Annotated in this window: 19 protein-coding genes; 13 read left to right on the top strand and 6 right to left on the bottom strand. The window is 73.2% G+C overall.

The window, feature by feature from the left end:
• Nucleotides 1-144 precede the first annotated feature (144 nt).
• The gene (locus IO36_RS40320; RefSeq protein WP_037628129.1) at nucleotides 145-2,364 is read left to right on the top strand and encodes an MMPL family transporter; all 2,220 of its coding nucleotides are present in this window, start codon (nucleotides 145-147) and stop codon (nucleotides 2,362-2,364) included.
• 73 nt (nucleotides 2,365-2,437) lie between these two features.
• On the opposite strand, the gene IO36_RS40325 is transcribed toward IO36_RS40320, so the two are convergent.
• Complete coding sequence (locus IO36_RS40325; protein WP_037628130.1) at nucleotides 2,438-2,794, bottom strand: SsgA family sporulation/cell division regulator; 357 nt, start codon at nucleotides 2,792-2,794, stop codon at nucleotides 2,438-2,440.
• A 309-nt stretch (nucleotides 2,795-3,103) separates the two neighbouring features.
• On the opposite strand from IO36_RS40325, the gene IO36_RS40330 reads away from it, so the two are divergent.
• The 6 genes from IO36_RS40330 (at nucleotide 3,104) to IO36_RS40355 (ending at nucleotide 8,081) form a co-directional block, all read left to right on the top strand.
• Nucleotides 3,104-4,150 carry an energy-coupling factor ABC transporter permease gene (locus tag IO36_RS40330; RefSeq protein WP_037628131.1) on the top strand — a complete coding sequence of 349 codons (1,047 nt, stop codon included), beginning with the start codon at nucleotides 3,104-3,106 and terminating at the stop codon, nucleotides 4,148-4,150.
• 1 nt (nucleotide 4,151) lies between these two features.
• Complete coding sequence (gene cbiQ / locus IO36_RS40335) at nucleotides 4,152-4,913, top strand: cobalt ECF transporter T component CbiQ (protein ID WP_037628132.1); 762 nt, start codon at nucleotides 4,152-4,154, stop codon at nucleotides 4,911-4,913.
• Complete coding sequence (locus tag IO36_RS40340) at nucleotides 4,889-5,668, top strand: energy-coupling factor ABC transporter ATP-binding protein (protein WP_209441344.1); 780 nt, start codon at nucleotides 4,889-4,891, stop codon at nucleotides 5,666-5,668. Before cbiQ ends, IO36_RS40340 begins: the two co-directional genes overlap by 25 nt.
• On the top strand, nucleotides 5,665-6,138 hold the full coding sequence (locus IO36_RS40345) for a MarR family winged helix-turn-helix transcriptional regulator (protein WP_037628134.1): 474 nt from the start codon (nucleotides 5,665-5,667) through the stop codon (nucleotides 6,136-6,138). The genes IO36_RS40340 and IO36_RS40345 overlap by 4 nt, the downstream gene beginning before the upstream one ends.
• 260 nt (nucleotides 6,139-6,398) lie before the next feature.
• Entirely contained in the window at nucleotides 6,399-6,845 is a 447-nt protein-coding gene (locus IO36_RS40350; RefSeq protein WP_037628135.1) for an organic hydroperoxide resistance protein, read from the top strand.
• Nucleotides 6,846-6,920: 75 nt separating this feature from the next.
• Nucleotides 6,921-8,081, top strand: a complete 1,161-nt coding sequence (locus IO36_RS40355; protein WP_037628136.1) for a serine hydrolase domain-containing protein — start codon at nucleotides 6,921-6,923, stop codon at nucleotides 8,079-8,081.
• An 85-nt stretch (nucleotides 8,082-8,166) separates the two neighbouring features.
• Here the strand turns inward: IO36_RS40355 and IO36_RS40360 are convergent, their stop codons facing one another.
• The 5 genes from IO36_RS40360 to IO36_RS40380 all read right to left on the bottom strand — a co-directional run bounded on the left by IO36_RS40360 (nucleotide 8,167) and on the right by IO36_RS40380 (nucleotide 15,018).
• Nucleotides 8,167-8,697 carry a YbaK/EbsC family protein gene (locus IO36_RS40360; RefSeq protein ID WP_051901321.1) on the bottom strand — a complete coding sequence of 177 codons (531 nt, stop codon included), beginning with the start codon at nucleotides 8,695-8,697 and terminating at the stop codon, nucleotides 8,167-8,169.
• 69 nt (nucleotides 8,698-8,766) lie between these two features.
• Complete coding sequence (locus IO36_RS40365) at nucleotides 8,767-9,564, bottom strand: DUF4253 domain-containing protein (RefSeq protein WP_078943749.1); 798 nt, start codon at nucleotides 9,562-9,564, stop codon at nucleotides 8,767-8,769.
• 91 nt (nucleotides 9,565-9,655) lie between these two features.
• The gene (locus tag IO36_RS40370; protein ID WP_037628138.1) at nucleotides 9,656-11,332 is read right to left on the bottom strand and encodes a penicillin-binding transpeptidase domain-containing protein; all 1,677 of its coding nucleotides are present in this window, start codon (nucleotides 11,330-11,332) and stop codon (nucleotides 9,656-9,658) included.
• Between the two features lie 113 nt (nucleotides 11,333-11,445).
• A complete protein-coding gene (locus IO36_RS40375) occupies nucleotides 11,446-13,074 on the bottom strand; it encodes a penicillin-binding transpeptidase domain-containing protein (protein ID WP_037628139.1) in 1,629 nt (542 codons plus the stop codon).
• Between the two features lie 195 nt (nucleotides 13,075-13,269).
• Nucleotides 13,270-15,018 (bottom strand): dolichyl-phosphate-mannose--protein mannosyltransferase, encoded by a 1,749-nt coding sequence (locus tag IO36_RS40380; RefSeq protein WP_037628140.1) that lies wholly within the window; start codon nucleotides 15,016-15,018, stop codon nucleotides 13,270-13,272.
• Nucleotides 15,019-15,113: 95 nt separating this feature from the next.
• Between IO36_RS40380 and rsmI the strand changes: the two genes are divergently transcribed.
• The 6 genes from rsmI to IO36_RS40410 all read left to right on the top strand — a co-directional run bounded on the left by rsmI (nucleotide 15,114) and on the right by IO36_RS40410 (nucleotide 22,339).
• The gene (rsmI, locus tag IO36_RS40385; protein WP_037628141.1) at nucleotides 15,114-15,971 is read left to right on the top strand and encodes a 16S rRNA (cytidine(1402)-2'-O)-methyltransferase; all 858 of its coding nucleotides are present in this window, start codon (nucleotides 15,114-15,116) and stop codon (nucleotides 15,969-15,971) included.
• 228 nt (nucleotides 15,972-16,199) lie between these two features.
• Complete coding sequence (locus IO36_RS40390) at nucleotides 16,200-16,661, top strand: hypothetical protein (protein WP_051901322.1); 462 nt, start codon at nucleotides 16,200-16,202, stop codon at nucleotides 16,659-16,661.
• Between the two features lie 82 nt (nucleotides 16,662-16,743).
• Complete coding sequence (locus IO36_RS40395) at nucleotides 16,744-17,631, top strand: TatD family hydrolase (protein WP_037628142.1); 888 nt, start codon at nucleotides 16,744-16,746, stop codon at nucleotides 17,629-17,631.
• Nucleotides 17,632-18,086: 455 nt separating this feature from the next.
• Nucleotides 18,087-19,724, top strand: a complete 1,638-nt coding sequence (locus tag IO36_RS40400; RefSeq protein ID WP_078943772.1) for a resuscitation-promoting factor — start codon at nucleotides 18,087-18,089, stop codon at nucleotides 19,722-19,724.
• A 750-nt stretch (nucleotides 19,725-20,474) separates the two neighbouring features.
• Nucleotides 20,475-21,440, top strand: coding sequence for a 16S rRNA (adenine(1518)-N(6)/adenine(1519)-N(6))-dimethyltransferase RsmA (gene rsmA / locus IO36_RS40405; protein WP_078943750.1), 966 nt, complete (start codon nucleotides 20,475-20,477; stop codon nucleotides 21,438-21,440).
• Complete coding sequence (locus IO36_RS40410) at nucleotides 21,437-22,339, top strand: 4-(cytidine 5'-diphospho)-2-C-methyl-D-erythritol kinase (protein WP_037628143.1); 903 nt, start codon at nucleotides 21,437-21,439, stop codon at nucleotides 22,337-22,339. Before rsmA ends, IO36_RS40410 begins: the two co-directional genes overlap by 4 nt.
• Nucleotides 22,340-22,389: the final 50 nt, after the last annotated feature.

Raw genomic sequence — 22,389 nt, forward strand, 5'->3', positions numbered from 1 at the left:
CCCCGTGGTCGCGCCCGGCGTGACGCGGACCCCCGCCCTCGCACCTGACGCGCCGCTCACGTCGTCGGGCTGATCCCCCCTGCCCCCACTCGGGTGATCACACCAGCCCCTGCCCTTCCACGACCTGACCGGGAGTACGCCCTCGTGGCCACGTTCCTCTACAAACTCGGCCGACTCGCCTTCCGGCGACGGCACTTCGCCGCCCTGATATGGGTGGCGCTGCTGACGCTCGCGGGCGTCGGCGCCGCCTCCGCGCCCGTCGCGGGATCGTCCTCCTTCTCGATCCCGGGCACCGAGGCGCAGAAGGCCTTCGACCTGCTGGAGAGCCGCTTCCCCGGAACGAGCGCCGACGGAGCGACCGCGCGGGTCGTCTTCAAGGCCCCCGCCGGCGAGAAGATGGCGGACAAGGACAACAAGGCGGCGGTCGAGAAGGCCGTCAAGGTGCTCGGCACCGGTTCCGAGGTCACCGACGTCACCGACCCGTTCAAGGTCCACGCCGTGAGCAAGGACGGGACGATCGCCTACGCCTCGGTGCGCTACGAGGTCTCCGGCATGGAGCTCAAGGACGCCTCGAAGGACGCCCTGAAGGCGGCCGCCGAGGACGCGCGGCACTCGGGCCTGACCGTCGAGGTCGGCGGTGACGCGCTCCAGGCGACGCCCGAGACCGGCTCCAGCGAGGTCATCGGCATCGCGATCGCCGCGGTCGTCCTCGTGATCACCTTCGGGTCCCTGATCGCGGCCGGACTGCCGCTGCTGACCGCGCTGATCGGCGTCGGCATCGGCGTCTCGACGATCACCGCGCTCGCCAGCGCCCTGGACCTCGGCTCCACCACCTCCACCCTCGCGATGATGATCGGCCTCGCGGTCGGCATCGACTACGCCCTGTTCATCGTCTCCCGCTACCGGGCCGAACTCGCGGAGGGCCGCGAACGCGAGGAGGCGGCCGGACGGGCCGTCGGCACGGCCGGCTCGGCCGTGGTCTTCGCGGGTCTGACCGTCGTGATCGCGCTGGTCGGACTGTCGGTCGTCAACATCCCGATGCTCACGAAGATGGGTGTCGCCGCGGCGGGCACGGTCGCCATCGCCGTCCTCATCGCCCTGACGCTGGTCCCCGCGCTGCTCGGCTACGCGGGCCGCCGGGTCCAGCCGGCCGGCCGGAAGAGCAGGCTCCTCGGCGGCGGCCGCGCGGCGAAGAAGCCGGGCCGTCCCAACATGGGCACGCGCTGGGCGAGCTTCGTCGTCCGCCGCCCGCTCGCGGTGCTGCTGCTCGGCGTGATCGGCCTCGGCGCGGCCGCGGTCCCGGCCGCCTCGCTCCAGCTCGGCCTGCCCGACGACGGCTCCCAGTCGGTGTCCACCACCCAGCGCCGCGCCTACGACCTGCTCTCCGACGGCTTCGGCCCCGGGTTCAACGGTCCGCTGATGGTCGTCGTCGACGCCAAGGCCAGCGACGCGCCCAAGACGGCGTTCAGCACGGTGCACGACAGGATCGCGGACATGAAGGGTGTCGTGAGCGTGAGCCCGGCGTCCCCCAACAAGTCCGGGGACACCGCGATGATCACGGTCATCCCGGACTCGAAGCCGTCCTCCGTCACGACCGAGGACCTGGTCCACACGATCCGCGGCGCGGGCGCCGGCATCAAGGCCGACACCGACGCGAACGTGCTCGTCACCGGCTCCACGGCCATGAACATCGACTTCTCGCAGAAGCTCAACGACGCGCTGATCCCGTACCTCGCGCTCGTGGTCGGTCTCGCGTTCCTGCTGCTGATCGTGGTGTTCCGCTCGATCCTCGTCCCGCTGAAGGCGGCCCTCGGCTTCCTGCTCAGCGTCATGGCGGCCCTCGGCGCGGTCGTCGCGGTCTTCCAGTGGGGCTGGCTGTCCGGTCTGATGGGCGTCGAGGAGACCGGCCCGATCATGTCGATGATGCCGATCTTCATGGTGGGCGTGGTCTTCGGTCTCGCCATGGACTACGAGGTGTTCCTCGTGACCCGTATGCGGGAGGCCTTCGTCCACGGCGAGAAGCCCGGCCAGGCGATCGTCACCGGGTTCAAGCACGGCGCGCGGGTCGTCACGGCCGCCGCCGTCATCATGATCGCCGTGTTCTCCGGGTTCATCGGCTCCAGCGAGTCGATGATCAAGATGATCGGCTTCGGGCTCGCCATCGCCGTCTTCTTCGACGCGTTCATCGTCCGGATGGCCCTCGTCCCGGCGGTGCTCGCGCTGCTCGGCAAGCGGGCCTGGTGGCTGCCGAAGTGGCTGGACCGCGTCCTGCCGAACGTCGACGTCGAGGGCGAGGGCCTGCGCGGGATCGACGACGGCAGGCAGCGCGACGGGAACCAGGACCGGAAGCTGGTCGGCGTCTGACCGACGCCGCTCGCGGCGGTCGCCGGGGCCGGCCGCGGACCCTCCTGGTCCGCGGCCGGCCCCTCGGCTTGCGTCAGTGGGCCACCGGGGTGGCGGCCATGTACGTACGGCGGAGGAACCGCATGAGCGCCTTCGTGTCGAGCTGAACGACCGCCACCCCCTGCGCCGAGTGGAACTCCAGGACGGCCTGGACGCGGCCGCACGGCCAGATGCGGACCTCGCCGCTGTCGACGGGGACACGCAGACCCCGCTCCAGGAGTTCGCGTTCGAACGTCCACTCGTGCGGGCCGGGCAGCGTGACGCACACCCGGCCGGGATCCGCCTCCGGGTCGTACCGCAGGGCCACCGGGACGGCCCGGTGTTCGTCATCGAGGGAGTCGGCGGTGTCCGTGACGATATGAGCGCGGGCGTACTGTTCGACGGCGTGCATGAACCGACTCCTTACGCTGCGTCACCTATGCGGAATATGTGAATCCCGTCACCATTCCAATGTCGCACATCTCGCGGAAACCGCTCTCCGGTCGTCCGTGACCCTCCCTCAGGGAACGCCTGCCCGGGCGGGCGCGGTGTATGTCTGCGACGACCGTCACACGCCCGCCATGGGCACCCCCGGGGCCCGCCGCCCGCGCGCCGCGGACTCCCCTCGCGCCCGAACTGCTCCCGTACGCCTGCTGGTCGGACGCTGTTCGCGTATGCACGCTCTTGCAAGTCATTCGCAACAAGGCACTATCATCGGACAGTGCATGTTCCTGACGGATTCATCAACGCCCCGGTCTCCGCGGCCACCGGCGTCGTCGCGGCCGGCGCCCTCGCGCTGAGCCTGCGCGGTGCCCGCCGCGAACTCGACGAACGGACCGCGCCGCTCGCCGGCCTGGTCGCCGCCTTCATCTTCGCCGTGCAGATGCTGAACTTCCCGGTCGCCGCCGGGACCAGCGGACATCTGCTCGGCGGCGCGCTGGCCGCGATCCTCGTCGGCCCCTTCACCGGCGTCCTGTGCGTCTCCGTCGTCCTGCTCATGCAGGGCATCCTCTTCGCGGACGGCGGCCTCACCGCGCTCGGCGTGAACATCACCGACATGGCGATCGTCACCACGGTCGTCTCCTACGCCGTCTTCCGGACACTGGTGAAGGTGCTGCCCCGGGGGCGTCGCTCGGTCACCGTGGCCTCCTTCGCCGCCGCGCTGCTCTCGGTGCCGGCCGCCGCCGTCGCCTTCACCCTCATCTACGCGGTCGGCGGCACCACCGACGTCGCGCTCTCCAAGGTCGCCACCGCCATGGTCGGCGTCCACGTCCTCATCGGCATCGGCGAGGCCGTGATCACCGCGCTCACCGTCGGTGCCGTCATCGCCGTACGGCCCGACCTCGTGCACGGCGCCCGCGGCCTCCAGCAGCGGCTCAAGCTGCGGGTGAACGGCGAACTCGTCGACGCCCCCGGCGCCGCCCCCGCCCCGGCCCGCACCTCGCACCGCAAGGTGTGGATCACCGGCCTGGTCACCTCCCTGGTCCTCGCCGGGTTTGTCAGCTTCTATGCCTCCGCGAGCCCCGACGGCCTGGAGAAGGTCGCCAAGGACAAGGGCATCGACACCCGGACGAAGGCGCACGCCTCCGAGGACTCGCCGCTCGCCGGCTACGGGGTCAAGGACGTGTCCGACGCCCGGCTGTCCGGCGGTCTCGCCGGGGTCATCGGCGTCGGCGTCACGATCGTCGCGGGCAGCGGTGTCTTCTGGGCGCTCCGCAGGCGCCGCAGTGCCGACACCTCGCCCGCCTCCGTGCCGGAAGGCGTCTGAGGTGGGGGCCGGTCATGCCCACCGGCTGTACCGGCACGCGGACTCGCCGGTGCACGCGCTGCCGCCGCACACCAAGCTCGCCGCGACCCTCGCCTTCGTGGTCGTGGTCGTCTCCACCCCGCGCGAGGCGATGTGGGCGTTCGCGCTGTACGCCGTGCTGCTCGCGACGGTCGCCCGGCAGGCCCGCGTACCGGCCGGCGTGCTGCTCCGGCGGCTCCTGATCGAGATCCCGTTCGTCGCGTTCGCGGTGCTCATGCCGTTCGTGGCCGAGGGGGAACGGGTGGACGTGTTCGGGCTGTCCCTGAGCGTCGACGGCCTGTGGGGCGCCTGGAACGTCCTCGCCAAGGGCACCCTCGGCGTCGCCGCCTCCGTCCTGCTGGCCTCCACCACCGGACTGCGGGAACTGCTCCTCGGCCTCCAGCGGCTGAAGCTCCCGCCGCTGCTCGTGCAGATCGCCTCCTTCATGATCCGCTACGGGGACGTCATCACCGACGAGATGCGGCGCATGCGGATCGCGCGGGAGTCGCGCGGCTTCGAGGCCGCCGGGGTGCGCCACTGGGGCGTGCTCGCCAAATCGGCGGGCGCGCTGTTCATCCGCTCCTACGAACGCGGGGAGCGCGTGCACCTGGCCATGGTGAGCCGGGGGTACGCCGGTTCCATGCCCGTGATCGACGAGGTGACCGCGTCCCGGGCGCAGTGGTCGTACGCCCTCGCCCTGCCGTTCGCCGCCCTCGCCGTATGTCTGTTGGGATGGACGCTGTGACCCCTTCCGCACCTTCGCTGGAGGTCTCCGGCCTCGCGTTCGCCTACCCCGACGGGCATCAGGCCCTGTTCGGTGTGGACTTCAGCATCGGGCGCGGCGAGCGCGTCGCCCTGCTCGGCCCGAACGGCGCCGGCAAGACGACCCTCGTCCTGCACCTCAACGGCATCCTGACCGGCGGCGCCGGAACGGTGACGGTCGCCGGACTCCCGGTCGGCAAACGGCACATGGCGGAGATCCGGCGCCGGGTCGGCATCGTCTTCCAGGACCCGGACGACCAGCTGTTCATGCCGACCGTGCGCGAGGACGTGGCCTTCGGCCCGGCCGCCGCGGGCATGAAGGGCGCCGAACTGGAGGAACGCGTCGCCACGGCGCTGGAGCGCGTCGGCATGGAGGCCTTCGCCGACCGTCCGCCGCACCATCTGTCCTTCGGGCAGCGGCGCCGGGTCGCGGTGGCGACGGTGCTGGCGATGGAGCCGGAGATCCTCGTCCTCGACGAGCCCTCCTCCAACCTCGACCCCGCCTCCCGGCGTGAACTCGCCGACATCCTGCGCTCGTTGGACGTCACCGTCCTGATGGTCACCCACGACCTGCCGTACGCCCTCGAACTGTGCCCGCGCTCCCTGGTCCTCAGTGACGGAGTGATCGCCGCCGACGGCGGGACGGCCGATGTCCTCTCGGACGAGGAGCTCATGCGCACCCATCGTCTGGAGCTGCCCTTCGGGTTCGACCCGCGCTCCGTGACAATGGGGGCGTGACCAAACAAGAGGACGCCGCGCCGCCGGCCGGGTCGCTGCTGCTCGACGACCAGCTGTGCTTCGCGCTGTACGCCGCCCAGCGGGCCGTGACCGCCGCGTACCGCCCGCTGCTGGAGGAGCTCGGCCTCACCTACCCGCAGTACCTCGTGCTGCTGGTCCTGTGGGAGCGCGGCGAGACCACGGTCAAGGAGCTGGGCGCCGCCCTGCACCTCGACTACGGCACGATGTCGCCGCTGCTCAAGCGGCTGGAGTCGGCCGGGCTGGTGCGCCGCGAGCGCTCGGCCGAGGACGAGCGCTCGGTGCGGGTCGCCCTCACCGGGCGCGGGGAACTGCTCCGGGAGCGCGCGGAGGAGGTCCCGCAGGCGCTGCTGACGGCGACCGGTCTGAGCGAGTCCGACGTCACGCGCCTGCGTGGGGACCTGCGACGGCTGACGGAACGCGCGCAGGGGGCGGCGGGACGGAGGCGCTGAGGCGCGGGCCGGAGCGGAGCCGCTCGGGCGCCGGCCGGAACGGGTCCGGTTCGGCCGGCGATCGGGGCGATGACGGTGATCGCGCCGACGGAGCCGACCGAGGCGCGGCCCGGTGATCCCGGAGACCCTGGCGACCCTGGAGACCCTGGAGATCGAACCGATGGCCACCCGGGGCTTACCCCGCTCCATACCGGCCAGTACCTTGTGCACGATGCACTTGTGCACGAGCTTCTGTTGCCCACTCCGGGGGAGGTACTGCCGTGATCGACGGCACCGCGGTCGACACCCGTCCGACGAAGATCATGTACGTGGCCGAGGCGACCGCACACGGCGGCCGGAACGGCTTCGTGACCAGTCAGGACGGGCAGCTCGAACTGAGGGTCGCGATGCCGCCGGCGCTCGGCGGGGACGGCAACGGCACGAACCCCGAGCAGCTGTTCGCGGCCGGGTTCAGCGCCTGCTTCCACAACGCGCTGGTCCTGGTCGGCCGCCGCGCCGGCCTCGACCTCACCGGCTCCACAGTGGCGGCCAAGGTCGGGATCGGCCCCAACAAGCAGCGCGGCTACGGACTGGCGGTCGCCCTGAGCGTCTCGCTCCCCGTCCTCGACGCGGACGTGGCGGCACGGCTCGTGGACGCGGCGCACGAGGTCTGCCCGTACTCGAACGCCACCCGCGGCAACATCGAGGTCACGATCCTGCTGGGCTAGCCGCCCTGGGAATCGAAGGCCGAGGAACCATGTTCCACTCACTATCGGCAGTGTGAGGCGACAGGGAGCGCGGACGTGGACGTGAACGGCACAGTGGCGGAGGGCTTCGAACCGGTCAGGGAGGCGTTCGCGGCCAACTTCGCGACGCTCGGGGACCGGGGCGCCGCCGTCACCGTGTACCGCGACGGGCGCAAGGTCGTCGACCTGTGGGGCGGCACCCGGGACGTCGACGGCACCGAGCCCTGGCAGCACGGCACCGCGCAGATCGTCCGCTCCGCGACGAAGGGCGTCGCCGCCGCCGTGCTCCTGCTGCTCGCCCAGCGGGGACAGCTCGACCTGGACGCGCCGGTCGGCGCCTACTGGCCCGAGTACAAGGAGCACGGCAAGGAGCACACGCGCGTACGGCATCTGCTCGCGCACCGGGCCGGGGTCCCCGTCCTCGACCGGCCGCTCACCCCCGCCGAGGCCGCCGACCCCGACCTCGCCGCGGCCGCGGTGGCGGCCCAGAGGCCCGCGTGGGAGCCCGGAGCCGAGCACGGCTACCACGCCCAGACGTACAGCTGGCTGACCGGCGAGCTGGTCCGGCGCGTGACCGGGCGCACGATCGGCCGGTGGATCGCCGAGGAAGTGGCCGGTCCGCTCGGCCTCGACCTGTGGGTCGGGCTGCCGGAGAGCGAGGCCGGCCGGGTGGGCCGGGTCGCCCAGGTCGAGGCGCCGTCCACGGCCGGCGGTCTCAAGACCCGACCCAAGCGGGCGGTCTCCGATGCCTACGCCGACCCGGAGAGCCTGACCCGGCGCGCCTTCGCCGCGATCACCCCGCTGCCCGACGAGAACGACGCCGCCTACCGCGCCGCCGTGCTGCCCGCCTCGAACGGCATCGCCACCGCCGACGGCCTCGCCCGCTTCTACGCCGCCCTGATCGGAGAGGTGGACGGCGCCCGGCTGTTCACCCCCGGGACGCTGGCGGCCGCGCGGACGGAACAGTCGGCCGGCCCCGACCGGGTCCTGGTGGTCAACACCCGGTTCGGCCTCGGCTACATGCTCCACGGGGGAGCCTCGCCGTTGCTCTCCCCGGGCTCCTTCGGCCACCCCGGCCGCGGCGGCGCCCTCGGCTTCGCCGACCCCGAGTCGGGCATCGCCTTCGGCTACGTCACCAACGGCTTCCGCAAGAGCGTGACGGCGGACCCCCGGGCCCAGGCCCTGATCCGCGCACTCCGCACAGCGACCACGTCCTGACCGTCCGGCCCGCCTCCTCCGGCCCGGCGAGACAGCCGGGGCGCCGAGTGACGGTTTCGACGCTCCGGACCGCGGCAGGGCGGTGTCACGCCAACGGCTCGCGTACGTCCGCCAGGGTCGCGTCCGCGTGGGCGATCAGGGTCCTCGGGTCCATCGGGAAGAGGGTGAACGGGGTGCCCGCCGACGCCCACACGAGGTCGTGGCCGAGCAGTGAACGGTCCACCAGGACGCGGGTCTTCGTGCGGTGCCCGAAGGGCGGGACGGCGCCGGGCCCGTAGCCGGTGTACTCCCGGACGAGGTGGGCGCCGGCCCGGGTGAGCTTCCCGGCGCCGAGCTCCTGCCGTACGAGCTCCATGCCGACGTGCGCCGAGCCGTCCAGCAGGACGAGCACCGGGACGCCGTCCGCCGCGAAGCACAGGGACGTGCAGATCTGGCCCGGCTCGCAGCCGATCGACGCGGCGGCCTCGGCGGTGGTGCGGGCCGTGGCGGGCAGCCGCCGGACCCGTCCGATCACCTCGCCGAGGCCCAGCTCCCGCAGGGCCTGCGCGAAGCGGGGGTCGGTGTCGTCCACGGCGGAGGAGGGACCCTCGCCGGCGGTGTCGTCGGTGGCGTTCATGCACGGCACGCTAGCGGCCGGCGCACGGCCCACGCGACCGGGCCCCGGGCCACCGCGGTGCCGCCCGCCTCAGTCCCACCAGAATCGCCAGAGCGGGGCGCCGACCAGGGAGGCCGCGTACCGGGGGAACGGGGTCGGCGGGTCGTTCACGATGTTGTCGGCCGTGGTCAGCAGGTGTTCGAGGGCGACGTGGTTCGCCTGTTGCTCGTCGCGCGGGGGGCTCGCGACGGAGACGTACAGCGTCGAGCCGATCGCAGCGACGACGCGCGCCCCGAAGCGGTCCTCCCAGCTCCGCAGCAGCGCGCAGAGCAGGGGGAGGTGTGCCTCGGCCCGCCAGCCGATGACAGCCGGGATGTCGGCGCTCCGCGCGGCCTTCACGAGGCCGAGCGAGATTCCGGGCTCTCCCTCGTGCCAGAGGTGGGCGAAGATCGCCGCCCGGGCGGCCTCGTCGGGGTCGACGCCCGGGGCGGGGAGGTCGGCGGGGGCAAGGCCCGGCCACCGGTCGAACGGCGGGCCCGGGTCGTCCTCCCAGGGCTCGATGAAGTCCACGAGATCCTCGGGGATCTCCGGTGCGGCCGGGGGCTCCGTCAGCCAGGCGAGTTGGCGTCGGCGGTGCTCGCGCCACTCCTGTTCCAGTTCGGCCTCCAGGTCGACCGCGGCCACCTCGGCGAGGTCGAGGGACCGGGGGTGGTCGTCGTCCGCGTAGCAGAGGACCGGGCGCAGGCCGGTGGCGTCCTGCTGTCGCTGGGCGCGGGTCCACGCGTCCAGCAGCGGGGCGTACGGCATCTTGTCGGCGTACCACAGGACCGGTGCGCCGGCGGGCACGCCGCGTCCGGGCGGCAGGTCCCCGGGGAGCGAGAGCGTCATGCGCGGAGACTATGAGGCCCCACTGACATCGCCCGCGCCCCCGACTCCCCACTTTCCGGGGGCAGTTGGGCTCCGGTGGGTGGCCCGTGGGTCAGCCGGCGGAGCCCGCCTTCAGGAGGGCCGCCACGATCGGGCCCGCCGTGCTGCCGCCGTGGCCGCCCTGCTGGACGACGCCGGCTCCCGCGAGGTCGCCCTTCCAGGCGGTGAACCAGCCGTTGGGCTGCTTCTGGTTGTCGACCTCGGCGGAGCCGGTCTTGGCGCCGTAGTCGGGGCCGAGCCCGGCCATGGCCTCGGCGGCGGTGCCGGCGGCGGCCGTGTACTGCATGACTTCGCGCAGCTGGGCGAGCGTGGTCGCGGACATCGTGCGGGAGGCGGTGGCGAGGGTGCGGTGGTCGACCGACGCGGCGACCAGGTAGGGCTGGTGGAAGGTGCCCGACTGGACCGTGGAGGCGACGGACGCCATGTTCAGCGGGTTCATGCGGACCCCGCCCTGGCCCATCAGGGAGGCGGCCATCTGCGCGGCGCTCTGCACCGGCACGGAGCCGTCCGCCGAGGGCACGCCGATGGCCCAGTTGTTCATGCCCAGACCGAAGACCTGCTGGGCCTGCTTGGTCAGGTCGTCGTCCTTCAGCTTCTTGGCCTGCGTGATGAAGGCCGTGTTGCAGGACCGCGCGAAGCTCGCCTTGAACGTGCCGTTCTTGATCTCGAAGTCGTCGTCGTTGTGGAACTTCCACCCGCCGTACGTCGCCGTCTTCGGGCAGGGGTGCTTCTTGTCGGGGGAGGCGAGGCCCTTCTCGAAGAGCATCGACGCCGTGATGACCTTCATCGTCGAGCCGGGCGCCAGCGAGCCCTGGAAGGCGGTGTTGAAGCCGTGACTGGTGTTCGCCACGGCGAGGATCTCACCCGTGGAGGGGCGCATCAGCACCACCGACGCCTTGGGCTTGGCGGCGACCAGGCGTTCGGCCTCCGCCTGGAGCGTGGGGCTGAGGGTCGTCCGCACCTTGCCCGGCGTGCCCGCGCTGAGCGTCAGCAGGGTCTTGTCCGGGGTCTTCTGGGCCCCCTTGGCCGCGGCCTTGCGGACCACGCGCAGTTCGACGCCCGCCTTGCCGCCGGCCGTCTTGCCGAACTTCTCGCGCAGTCCGTCGAGGACCGTGCCGAGGGAGGGGTACTTGGCGGCGGTCAGCTCGCCGCCGTGCCGGTCGAGGGCGGTGACCGGCGGCGTCCCGGACGCGCCGGTCACCAGCCGGTCGCCGTCCTGGAGGTCCGGGTGGACGACGGAGGGCTTCCAGCCGACCAGCGCCGCACCGTCCTTGGCCCGGCGCACCACGGTCAGCTTCGATGTGTACGACAGGGGCTTGGTGACGCCCTTGTAGGTGACGGTGGCCTTGACGGTGAAGGGGACGTCGGCGCCCGACCACGTGCCCGGGGTCAGGGTCAGGCCGCTGATGTGGGCGTCCTTGGCGAAGCCGGTCAGCACGGTCGTGGCCGCGGACGGAGAGTCCGTCGAGCCGGCCGCCGCGGTGACGTCGCCGCCCTGCCAGGCGTTCAGGAAGGCGGTGGACGCCATCCTGATCTCGGCCGCGGTCACCGGGCCCTTCTTGACCGCCTTGCGGGTGGTGGCGGTGGTCCCGTCGTCGGCGGCCGCCCCGCTCCCGTACAGGCCGTAGGCGCCCAGCGCCCCGCCGACGACGGCGACGGCGATCACCCCGCCGAGCACGGCGGGCCGCTTCGTCCTCTGTCGCTCGGCGACGCGCCTTCTCTTGCCCACAGCCCTGTGTCCTCCGCCGTCCCCTGTGCCCCGTGGTGCCCTGTGCTTCCCCCGTGCCCCTCGCACCTCGACGAGAGGCACCACCTTAGGGTCCCGTCCTGTGCGCGGGGACGTCAGCCGCCCGTTCGTAGCACAGCTGCGACGATCGGGCCCGCCGCCTGTCCTCCGTGCCCGCCCTCCTGGGTCATGGCGGCGACCGCCATGTCGTTGCGGTACCCGGTGAACCAGCTGTTGGACTTCGCCTGCCCGTCGACCTCGGCGGAGCCGGTCTTGGCCCCGATGCTGCCGCCGAGCCCCGCCATCGCCTGGGCCGCGGTGCCGCTGACGGCCGTGCGGTTCATCATCGCGCGCAGCTGGGCGACCGTACCGGCGGGCAGTCCCTTCGCGGTGGCCAGTTCACGGTCGTCCAGGGAGCGCGGCACGATGACCGGCTGGCGGAAGACGCCCGTCATCGCGGTGGCGGTCACCGACGCCATGTTCAGCGGGCTCATCTGGACCTGGCCCTGGCCGATCATGTTGGCCGCCGTGTCCGGGCCGCCCGAGGCGGGCACCGCGCCGTCGAACGACTCGATGCCGGTCTTCCAGTTGTTCTGCCCGAGTCCGAAGCGCTGCTGGGCCTCGTTGGTCAGGGAGTCGACCTTCACCTCGTCCGCGTACTTCACGAAGGCGGTGTTGCACGAGCGCGCGAAGCTGTCGGAGAGCGTGGCGTTCGGCTGGGGCTGCATGCCGGTGAGGTTGTGGAAGGTCTGGCTCTGCCAGACGGCGGTGTCCGGGCAGGGCGCGGGGCCGGTGGCCGAGGTGATGCCGTTGTCGATGAGGGTCGCCGCGCTGATGATCTTCATCGTGGAGCCGGGCGCGAGCTTGCCGAGGAAGGCCGCGTTGAAGCCGTCCGCGCGGTGGTTGGCGACGGCGAGCACCTCTCCGGTGCTGGGCTTCACCGCCACCACGGAGGACTCCGCGAACCGGGTGACGGCCTTCTCCGCGGCGTCCTGGGCGCTCGCGCTGAGGGTCGTACGGACCTTGCCCGCGCGCCCCTTGGCGAGGGTGACCAGGGTCGTGTCGCCGCTGTTCTCGCCCCCGCGGCGGATCGACAGCTCGATGCCGGGGGTGCCGCCGGCATCGTCGCCGTACTTCTCCCGGAGCGCGTCCAGGATCGGGCCCAGGGACGGGTACTTCTCCTTCGTCAGGACAACGTTGTTCCGGTCCACGGCCTCGATCGCCGGGCTCGCCGACTCGCCCGTGACCAGGGTGTCCCCGTCCTTGAGATCCGGGTGGACCACGGACGGCTTCCAGTCCACCAGCGCCTTGCCGGTGGTCTCGCCGCGGACGACGGTCAGCTCGGAGTCGTACGCGAACGGCTTGGTCTTCCCGTCGTAGGACACCGTGGCCTTCACCGAGAACGGCACCCTCGCCCCGGACGCGGCGCCCGGGGTGATCCGCACACCGGTCAGGTGCGCGTCGGAGCGGTAGCCGGCGAGCAGTCCCTCGGCCGCCGACGCGTAGTTCGTGTACCCGGCCGCCTTGGCCGCGTCGCCCTTCTCCCAGGCCGAGAAGAAGGCGCGGCTGGCCTCCTTGACCTCGGCGCCGCTCGGCGGCCCCGTCCTCACCGGGGCGGGCCCGCCGCCCTCCGTCCCCCCGCTCCCGCTGATCGCGGTCACCACGTTGTAGGCGCCGTACCCGGCGCCGCCGATCACCACCGCCAACACGCTGCCTATGACGGCAGCCCTGGCCCCCTTGCGCATCGCGCGAACCCCTCCCCGCGAACCCCTCCTCCGAACTTCTGAACGCGTTCAGAAAAGTCGGTACTCCCGCACTGTAGGTGCGGACGGGGCTCGTGGTGCAGACCTTCGCCGAATTGTTGCCCAAAGCCAGGGGCACATCCGCGAACATCGTTCACGGATGTGCCCCGGCACTCCTTTTCGGCCGGCCCGGCCGGCCTACACCCAAGTATCCAGCCACATACGCGACCGCCACTGGTCGATCGGGATCGCGGTGCCCGTGTACAGGGGCCAGAAGTAGATGAAGTTCCACAGGATCAGCAGGACCAGGACGCCCGCCCCCGCCGCGCCGACGACCCGGCGGCGTTCCCCGGCGCCGGGTGGCCCGAGGATCGCGCCGATCATCATCGCGACGGCCAGGCACAGGAACGGCACGAAGACGACGGCGTAGAAGAAGAAGATCGTGCGCTCCTGGTACATGAACCAGGGCAGGTAGCCGGCCGCGATGCCGCAGACGATGGCGCCCGCCCGCCAGTCGCGGCGGAACGCCCACCGCCACAGCACGTACAGCAGCGCGAAGCAGGCGGCCCACCACAGCAGCGGTGTGCCGAGCGCGAGCACCTCGCGCGCGCACTTGTCGCCCGCGTCCGAGGGGCAGCCGTCCTTGCCGGGCAGCGGGGACTCGTAGAAGTACGAGACCGGGCGGCCGACGACGAGCCAGCTCCACGGGTTGGACTGGTAGGTGTGCGGCGACGTCAGTCCGACGTGGAACTTGTAGACCTCGTGCTCGTAGTGCCACAGGCTGCGCAGCCAGTCCGGCAGGAAGGTCCAGTTGCCGCCCCTGCCGTCGGTCACGGCCCAGTTGCGGAAGTAGCCGCCCTTGCCGTTGTCCGGCGAGAGGATCCAGCCGGTCCAGGAGACCAGGTACACCGACAGGGCGACCGGGACCGTGGCCAGGAACGTGATCACCGCGTCACGCCACAGGGCCCAGGTCAGGTAGGGCTGCCGGGCGCCCGCGACCCGGCGCGAGGCCCCGTCCCACAGGACCGCCATCACACAGAACGCGGCGAGGACGTACAGGCCGTTCCACTTGGTGCCGATGGCCAGGCCCAGCATCAGGCCCGCCCCCCAGCGCCAGGGGCGCCAGCCCAGCCGGGTCGTCTCGGCGATGTGCGCGTCGGGGCGGACGCGTCCGTTCTCGTCCGCCGGCAGCGCCGCCGCCAGCCGGGCCCGCGCCCTGTCCCGGTCGACGACCAGGCAGCCGAAGGCCGCCAGCACGAAGAACATCAGCACACCGTCGAGCAGCGAGGTGCGGCTCATCACGAAGTGCAGCCCGTCCACCGCCATCAGCGTGCCCGCGAGACAGCCGAGGAACGTCGAACGGAACAGCCGGCGCCCGATCCGGCACAGCAGCAGCACCGACAGCGTGCCGAGCAGCGCCGTCATGAAGCGCCAGCCGAAGGGGTTGAAGCCGAACATCCACTCGCCGAGCCCGATGACGTACTTGCCCACCGGCGGGTGCACGACATAGGCGGCGTCGGTGGGGACCCGTACGTTCCCGTTGTTCTGCAGGATCAGGTCGTTGGCGTCCTTGGCCCAGTTGACCTCGTAGCCGCGGTGGAACAGCGCCCAGGCGTCCTTGGCGTAGTACGTCTCGTCGAATATCACCGCCTTCGGGCTGCCCAGGTTCCAGAACCGCAGCAACCCGGCGAACAGGGTCACCAGGAGCGGGCCCACCCAGCCCGACCAGCGGTTGAAACGGTCGGCGACCTCCTGACGCAGCCCCAGCGCGGCCCAGATCCCGGGGCCTGGCTTGGCATACGGCGGTACGAGCCGGTCGCGCACATCACTTCGGGGCGGCGCCGTGTAGCCGAATCGGCGCAGCCGCTGCTGCCACGACGGCCGCCGATCGTCGGCGGCCTGGCCCTGCCCCTGCCGGGTGTCCGTGGAGGACGCGGTACTGGTCACCGCGCCATCGTAGGGAACAGGTCTGTGGGAGTCCCGTGCATGGCCCCTTCGGATCGGATGAGCTTGCCGGACCGAGCCCCTGCGAGGATGGGACCGTGACAGGAATCCTTGTGTTGGCAGGCACTCCCATCGGCGACATCTCCGACGCGCCGCCGCGGCTCGCGACGGAACTGGCCGGGGCCGATGTGATCGCGGCCGAGGACACCCGCAGACTGCGCCGGCTCACGCAGGCCCTCGGGGTCCAGCCGACGGGGCGGATCGTGTCGTACTTCGAGGGGAACGAGGCCGCCCGGACCCCGGAACTGGTCGAGGCGCTGGCCGGCGGGGCGCGGGTGCTGCTCGTGACCGACGCCGGGATGCCGTCCGTGTCGGACCCCGGCTACCGGCTGGTCGCGGCCGCGGTGGAGAAGGACATCAAGGTCACCGCGGTCCCCGGCCCCTCCGCCGTGCTCACCGCGCTCGCGCTGTCCGGTCTGCCGGTCGACCGCTTCTGCTTCGAGGGCTTCCTGCCGAGGAAGGCCGGCGAGCGCCTGTCGCGGCTGCGGGAGGTCGCCGGGGAGCGCCGGACGCTGGTCTACTTCGAGGCCCCGCACCGGCTGGACGACACCCTCGCCGCGATGGCGGAGGTCTTCGGCACCCAGCGGCGCGCGGCCGTCTGCCGCGAGCTGACCAAGACCTACGAGGAGGTCAAGCGGGGCCCGCTGGGCGAGCTGGCCGAATGGGCCGCCGAGGGCGTCCGCGGCGAGATCACCGTCGTCGTCGAGGGCGCGCCCGAGCAGGGCGCCGAGGAACTGGACGCCGCCGAGCTGGTGCGCAGGGTGCGGGTGCGCGAGGAGGCGGGGGAGCGGCGCAAGGAGGCCATCGCGGCCGTCGCCGTCGAGGCGGGTCTGCCCAAGCGGGACGTCTTCGACGCGGTCGTGGCGGCCAAGAACGCCGAACGAAGCGGCCCATAGAAGGGCAAAGGACTACCGTGGAAAGCAAAGATCAGGCCGTGTGACAGGAGCTTTCCGACAAGGAAAGACCAAAACGACTCCAACACTCGACAGGCCGGATGCGTTCGCGCCGGGAGAAGCGTCCACTGGACGAAGGGACGCACCCGTCCCTCGCCACCGGCGGATCGGCGGAATTCCGGGGGAACTCCGCCGACGGAGGCGCTTGTCCAGCGGACAAGAGGAGCTGGCATGAGTGAGACCACAGGACGGACCGGCGGGATCCCCGCAGGTCAGGTCACCGGACAGACCAGGCACCGCGGCACGGCGACGGCCGTCGTCCACGAATCGTATTCCTTCGCCTGCATGCGCTGCGGGCACGGCTGGGAACAGTCCTACGAGATCGAGCACCACCGCGACACCGAAGGCGTCGAATACGTGGTCTACGTGGCGGACGGCGAGGCCGTTCCGTCGCCGCTCAGCCGGCCCACCTGCCTGAACTGCGGCGGTCATGTGGTGCGCATCATGCGCGCCGGCCGGGTGTCCTCCGTCCGTGAGTCCATGCACTCCACGACGCAGCGCGGTCGCCGTCCGGTGCCGCGGCAGCCCGAGGAGGGTCCGGAGGGGGAGGCGCCGGACGACGCCCCGAAGGAGCAGCACCACTGGCATCTGTCGGACCTGCTGCACCCCTTCCAGCACCGCCGGGCGGGCTGACCCCGCCGGACGGGACCCACGGGACGGCCTCCCGGCTCCCCGCGAGGTGAGGCCGGGCATGCCCCCTTCGTAGGATCGGGGCATGCCTTCCTCCGCCTCCGCCGCCGCCAAGAACGCCGCCCCGCCGCTCCCCGAGCCCCTGCGCGTCCCGGTGGCCGATTCGCACACCCATCTCGACATGCAGTCCGGCACGGTCGAGGAGGCCCTCGCCAAGGCCGCGTCGGTCGGTGTGACCACGGTCGTCCAGGTCGGCTGCGACGTGAAGGGCTCGCGCTGGGCCGCCGAGACGGCCGCCACCCACGACGCCGTCCACGCCACCGTCGCCCTGCACCCCAACGAGGCGCCCCGCATCGTGCTCGGCGACCCCGACGGCTGGTCCCGGCAAGGCGCCCGGCACCCGGGCGGCGACGCGGCGCTGGACGAGGCGCTCGCGGAGATCGACCGCCTCGCCGCGCTTCCCCACGTCAAGGGCGTCGGCGAGACGGGACTCGACTACTTCCGCACCGGGCCCGAGGGCAAGGAGGCGCAGGAGCGCTCCTTCCGCGCCCACATCGAGATCGCCAAGCGGCACGGCAAGGCCCTGGTCATCCACGACCGCGACGCCCACGCAGACGTCCTGCGGGTCCTCGCCGAGGAGGGCGCCCCCGAGCGGACCGTCTTCCACTGCTACTCCGGCGACGCCGAGATGGCCGAGGTCTGCGCCCGCGCCGGGTACTTCATGTCCTTCGCCGGCAACATGACCTTCAAGAACGCCCAGCCGCTGCGCGACGCGTTGGCCGTGGCCCCGCTCGAACTCGTCCTCGTCGAGACCGACGCGCCGTTCCTGACCCCCGCGCCGTACCGCGGACGGCCCAACGCCCCGTATCTCGTTCCGGTCACGGTCCGGGCCATGGCCGCGGTACGGGGGATCGACGAGGACACCCTCGCGGCCTCGATCTCCGCCAACACGGGGCGGGCGTTCGATTACTGACCCATAACGGTTCCGGGGGTTCCCCTGCTCCGGACGGGCTCTTCGGCGAGGGAGTGTCGCGACACAGCGTAGCCGCGTTGCTTGGGAGAGTGACGACCGCTCCGCTAGGTTCTGGTCGCCCGATCCGGACCCTGGAGCGTGTCTTCGTGAGCAGCCCGCGGTACGAGCCGTACGAACCCCACCCGGCGTACGGACCGACAGGTGGCGCCGAGGCCGCCACCGTCGTCATCGGCGTCACCGGCGCCGCCGTGGCCGGTGCGCCCGCCCCGGCGCACCCGGCCGGCCCACCCGGTCCCTCCGGTGCGCCGGACGGCCTGACCGGCCCTTCCGCGGCGTCGGCCGGTTTGCCCGGAACGCCGGGCGGTCCTCCCGGAGTACCGGGCGGCCCCGCGGACTTCGGCTCGCCGGGTGCCGCCGCCGGGGATGCGGTCTTCGGCTCTCCGGGCGCCTCCGGCATGTCTGCGCCTTTCGGTTCCCCGGGTGTCTCCGCCGGCCCCGGGCCCTTCGGCCGCCCCTGGTCCGCCGAGGCGACCCAGGTGGACCACTCGGCTTACGGCGGTCACGGGGAGTACCCGGGCGGCGGGCCGTACCGGGAGGACCGTCCGGTCCGGCCGCATCCCGGCTCCCCGCCCCGCCCCGGTCACGGGGAGTACCGGACGCACGGGCCGTACGGGGGTGTCCCCCGGGAGTTCGCACATTCGGGCGACCGCCGCCCGGGTGCCGCCGTGCCGGTGGCACCGGACGTGCCCCGGGCTCCCCTGAACAGCGTGCCCGGCGTCCGCGGCGCCCGGGGTGCGCGCCCCGCGCCGGTGGCGCCCGACGCGCCGACGGAACCCCGGCTGCCCGACCTGTCCCGTCCGTGGCCGGACCGCCCGGCCACGGAGGAGCCCGGTGAGGGGCGAGAGGGGGGAGAGGCCCCCGGCGGCAGGGCCGCGGCGCGCCGGGCGGACCGGGCGGGCCGGTCGGGTCGGTCGGGCCGGCGCAGACGTGCCGGCGAGCGCCCGGAGTCCCTGCGGCGGCTGCTCCCGCAGGCCCTGGTCGTGGCCTTCCTGGCCGGCGGCACCTCGGCGTTCGTCGCCAGCGACAAGGCGGTCGAGCTCACCGTCGACGGCAGACCGCGCACCCTGCACACCTTCGCGGACGACGTGTCGGAACTGCTCGCCGACGAGGGCGTCAAGGTGGGCCCGCACGACATGGTCGCCCCGGCCCCCGGCACCGCCCTGGCCGGCGGGGACGAGGTCGCGGTGCGCTACGGGCGTCCGGTGCACCTGACCATCGACGGGGAGCGGCGCCGGGTGTGGACGACGGCGCACACGGTGGAAGGGGCGCTCGGCCAGCTGGGGGTGCGCGCCGAGGGCGCCTATCTGTCGGCCTCGCGCTCCCAGCGGATCGGGCGCGAGGGACTGGAGATCGACGTGCGGACCGAGCGGGCGGTCACGATCATGGCCGACGGCCGGGCGCGGACGATCCGCACGAACGCCGCGAGCGTCGCCGAGGCCGTCCGGGAGGCCGGGATCACCCTGCACGGGCAGGACACGACGTCCGTGCCGGCCGGGAGCTTCCCGCGCGACGGGCAGACGGTCACCGTCCTGCGGGTCACCGGGGGCCGGGAGGTGCGCGAGGAGCGGATCCCGTTCGAGGTGCGGCGGGCCGAGGACGCGTCGCTGTTCCGGGGCGTCGAGGTCGTCGAGCACCCGGGGGAGTACGGGGCGCGGCGGACGACGTACACCCTGCGGACCGTCAACGGCGTCAAGCAGCGGCCCCGGCTGGTCGGGTCCGAGGTGGTGCGGCAGCCGCAGGCCCGGACGGTCCGGGTCGGCACCCGGCCGCACCCGCCGTCCCGCGGTGGCGCCGACCATCTGAACTGGGAGGGCCTCGCCGCCTGCGAGTCGGGCGGCCGGCCCGGCGCCGTGGACCCGTCCGGCACCTACGGCGGCCTGTACCAGTTCGACACCCGCACCTGGCACGCCCTCGGCGGCAGCGGGCGCCCGCAGGACGCCCCGGCAGCGGAACAGACCCGCAGGGCGAAGACGCTGTACGTACGCCGAGGGACAACCCCCTGGCCCCACTGCGGCCCCCGCCTGCACCACTGACCCCCGCCTCCGCGGGCCGGGCCCGCACCGCCGGCACCACCGACCGGGGCCGAGACGGCATCGCCGGCACCAGTCCTGCGAGGCCGCGCCGCCATTGCCGACCTGCACCCCCGTGGGCCGGGTCGGCGCCGCCGACACCTCCCGCGGGGCTGCCACTGTGCCGCTGGTACCACCTGGTCGGGTCGGGTCGGGTCGGGTCGGGGCGGGGGCGGCGTCGCCGGCACCAGTCCTGTGAGGCCGCGGCTGCACGGCTGACCTGCACCCCTGTGGGTCGCGGGTCGGCACCGCTGACACCACCCGGTCGGGGCGGGGCCGGGCAACGCCGCCGGCACCAGCCCCGCCAGGCCACGCCTGCACGGTTGCCCCGCCCCCGCGGGCCGGGCAGGTGTCGTCGGCACGACTCGGGGCCGCCCCCTCCGCATCGCCGGCGCCACCCGGCCGGGACCGAGGCGGCATCGCCGGGACCAGTCCTGCGAGGCCGCGCCTGCACCGCTGGCCTCCGCCCCCGCGGGCCGGGCCGGCGCCGCTGACCTCCGCCCCCGCGGGCCGGGCAGGTGTCGCAGGCACCACCTCGTCGGGGCCGGGGCTGTGCCGCCTGCGCCACCCCGCCGGAGGGGCCTGCGCCACCCCGCCGGAGGCGTCGGTACCACCCCCGCCGGAGGCGTCTGCGCCACCCCGCCGGAGGCGGCGGTCCCACCCCGTGGGGCCGCGCCTGCGCGGGCCGGGTTCGGGTCCCCGTACCCTTGGCTCGTGACCAGCCCGACCTCCGACGCCCTCCTGGGTCCCGCCGAGATCCGCGAACTCGCGGCCGTCCTCGGCGTACGGCCCACCAAGCAGCGCGGCCAGAACTTTGTGATCGACGCGAACACGGTGCGCCGCATCGTGCGGACCGCGGAGGTGCGGCCCGACGACGTGGTCGTGGAGGTGGGTCCCGGCCTCGGCTCGCTGACGCTCGGCCTGCTGGAGACGGCGGACCGGGTCGTCGCCGTCGAGATCGACGACGTCCTCGCGAGCGCCCTGCCCGCCACGGTCGCGGCCCGCATGCCGGAGCGGGCCGACCGGTTCGCGCTGGTCCACTCGGACGCCATGCACGTACGGGAGCTGCCCGGCCCGCCCCCGACCGCGCTGGTCGCGAACCTCCCGTACAACGTCGCCGTGCCCGTCCTGCTGCACATGCTCGACACCTTCCCGACCATCGAGCGCACCCTCGTGATGGTGCAGTCCGAGGTCGCCGACCGGCTCGCCGCCCCGCCCGGCTCGAAGGTGTACGGCGTGCCGTCGGTGAAGGCGAACTGGTACGCCGACGTGAAGCGGGCCGGCGCCATCGGCCGCAACGTCTTCTGGCCGGCGCCCAACGTGGACAGCGGTCTCGTGGCGCTCACCCGGCGCGCCGAGCCGATCAGCACGACGGCCACCAAGGCCGACGTGTTCTCCGCGGTGGACGCGGCCTTCGCGCAGCGCCGCAAGACGCTGCGCGCCGCCCTCGCCGGCTGGGCCGGCTCCGCCCCCGCCGCCGAGGCCGCGCTCGTCGCCGCAGGGATCTCGCCGCAGGCCCGCGGGGAGTCCCTGACCGTCGAGGAGTTCGTCCGGATCGCGGAGAACCGCGTGGCCCCGGACCACGGCGACCCCACCGGCAACACCGCCGCCGGCCGGAGGTACGCCCCTGAACCCGCCCCGGAGCCCGCCCCCGAGAACGAGGAGTCGACCCAGCCGTGACGCAGACGGTGACGGTACGCGTCCCTGCCAAGGTCAACGTCCAGCTCGCGGTCGGCGGCGCCCGCCCCGACGGCTTCCACGACCTGGCCAACGTCTTTCTCGCGGTCGGCCTGTACGACGAGGTGAGCGTCACCCCGGCCGACGAGCTGCGCGTCACCTGCGAGGGCCCCGACGCCGCCCAGGTGCCCCTCGACCGGACGAACCTCGCGGCCCGCGCCGCCCTGGAGCTCGCCCGCCGCTACGGCCTCGACCCCGCCGTGCACCTCCACATCACCAAGGACATCCCCGTCGCGGGCGGCATGGCCGGGGGAAGCGCGGACGGCGCCGGCGCGCTGCTCGCCTGCGACACCCTGTGGGGCACGAACGCCTCCCGCGAGGAACTCCTCGACATCTGCGCCGAGCTGGGCAGCGACGTGCCGTTCTCCCTGGTGGGCGGGGCGGCGCTCGGTACCGGACGGGGCGAGATGCTGCGCCCGCTGGAGGTCGGCGGGACCTTCCACTGGGTCTTCGCGATGGCCGAGCGCGGGCTGTCGACCCCGGCCGTCTTCCGTGAGTTCGACCGGATGAACGAGGGCCTACGGGTTCCTGAGCCGGTCGCCTCGCAGGACCTGCTGGACGCGCTGGCGAAGGGCGACGCGGGCGCCCTCGCGCGGACCGTCTCCAACGACCTCCAGCCCGCGGCCCTCTCCCTCTTCCCGGAACTCGCCGGCACCCTCGCCGCGGGCCGCGCGGCCGGCGCGCTCGCCGCACTCGTCTCCGGCTCCGGCCCGACCACGGCCCACCTCGCGCCCGACGAGGAGACCGCGCGGACCATCGGCCGGGAGCTCCTGGCCTCGGGCACCTGCCGGACGGTCCGCGTCACGCGGTCCCCGGCGCCGGGCGCGACCGTCCTCGGCTGAGGGGCGGGGAACGCGCGGCGGGGGACATCCGCCGCGCGGACTACCCTTGA

The sequence above is a fragment of the Streptomyces aureus genome (assembly GCF_000725495.1).
Lineage (GTDB): Bacteria > Actinomycetota > Actinomycetes > Streptomycetales > Streptomycetaceae > Streptomyces > Streptomyces aureus_B.

Coding starts and splice junctions, on each gene's coding strand:
- IO36_RS40325 (WP_037628130.1), bottom strand. CDS start 2,794: ATGCACGCCGTCGAACAGTACGCCCGCGCTCATATCGTCACGGACACC.
- IO36_RS40340 (WP_209441344.1), top strand. CDS start 4,889: ATGTCTGTTGGGATGGACGCTGTGACCCCTTCCGCACCTTCGCTGGAG.
- IO36_RS40360 (WP_051901321.1), bottom strand. CDS start 8,697: ATGAACGCCACCGACGACACCGCCGGCGAGGGTCCCTCCTCCGCCGTG.
- IO36_RS40365 (WP_078943749.1), bottom strand. CDS start 9,564: ATGACGCTCTCGCTCCCCGGGGACCTGCCGCCCGGACGCGGCGTGCCC.
- IO36_RS40375 (WP_037628139.1), bottom strand. CDS start 13,074: ATGCGCAAGGGGGCCAGGGCTGCCGTCATAGGCAGCGTGTTGGCGGTG.
- IO36_RS40390 (WP_051901322.1), top strand. CDS start 16,200: ATGAGTGAGACCACAGGACGGACCGGCGGGATCCCCGCAGGTCAGGTC.
- IO36_RS40395 (WP_037628142.1), top strand. CDS start 16,744: ATGCCTTCCTCCGCCTCCGCCGCCGCCAAGAACGCCGCCCCGCCGCTC.
- IO36_RS40400 (WP_078943772.1), top strand. CDS start 18,087: ATGTCTGCGCCTTTCGGTTCCCCGGGTGTCTCCGCCGGCCCCGGGCCC.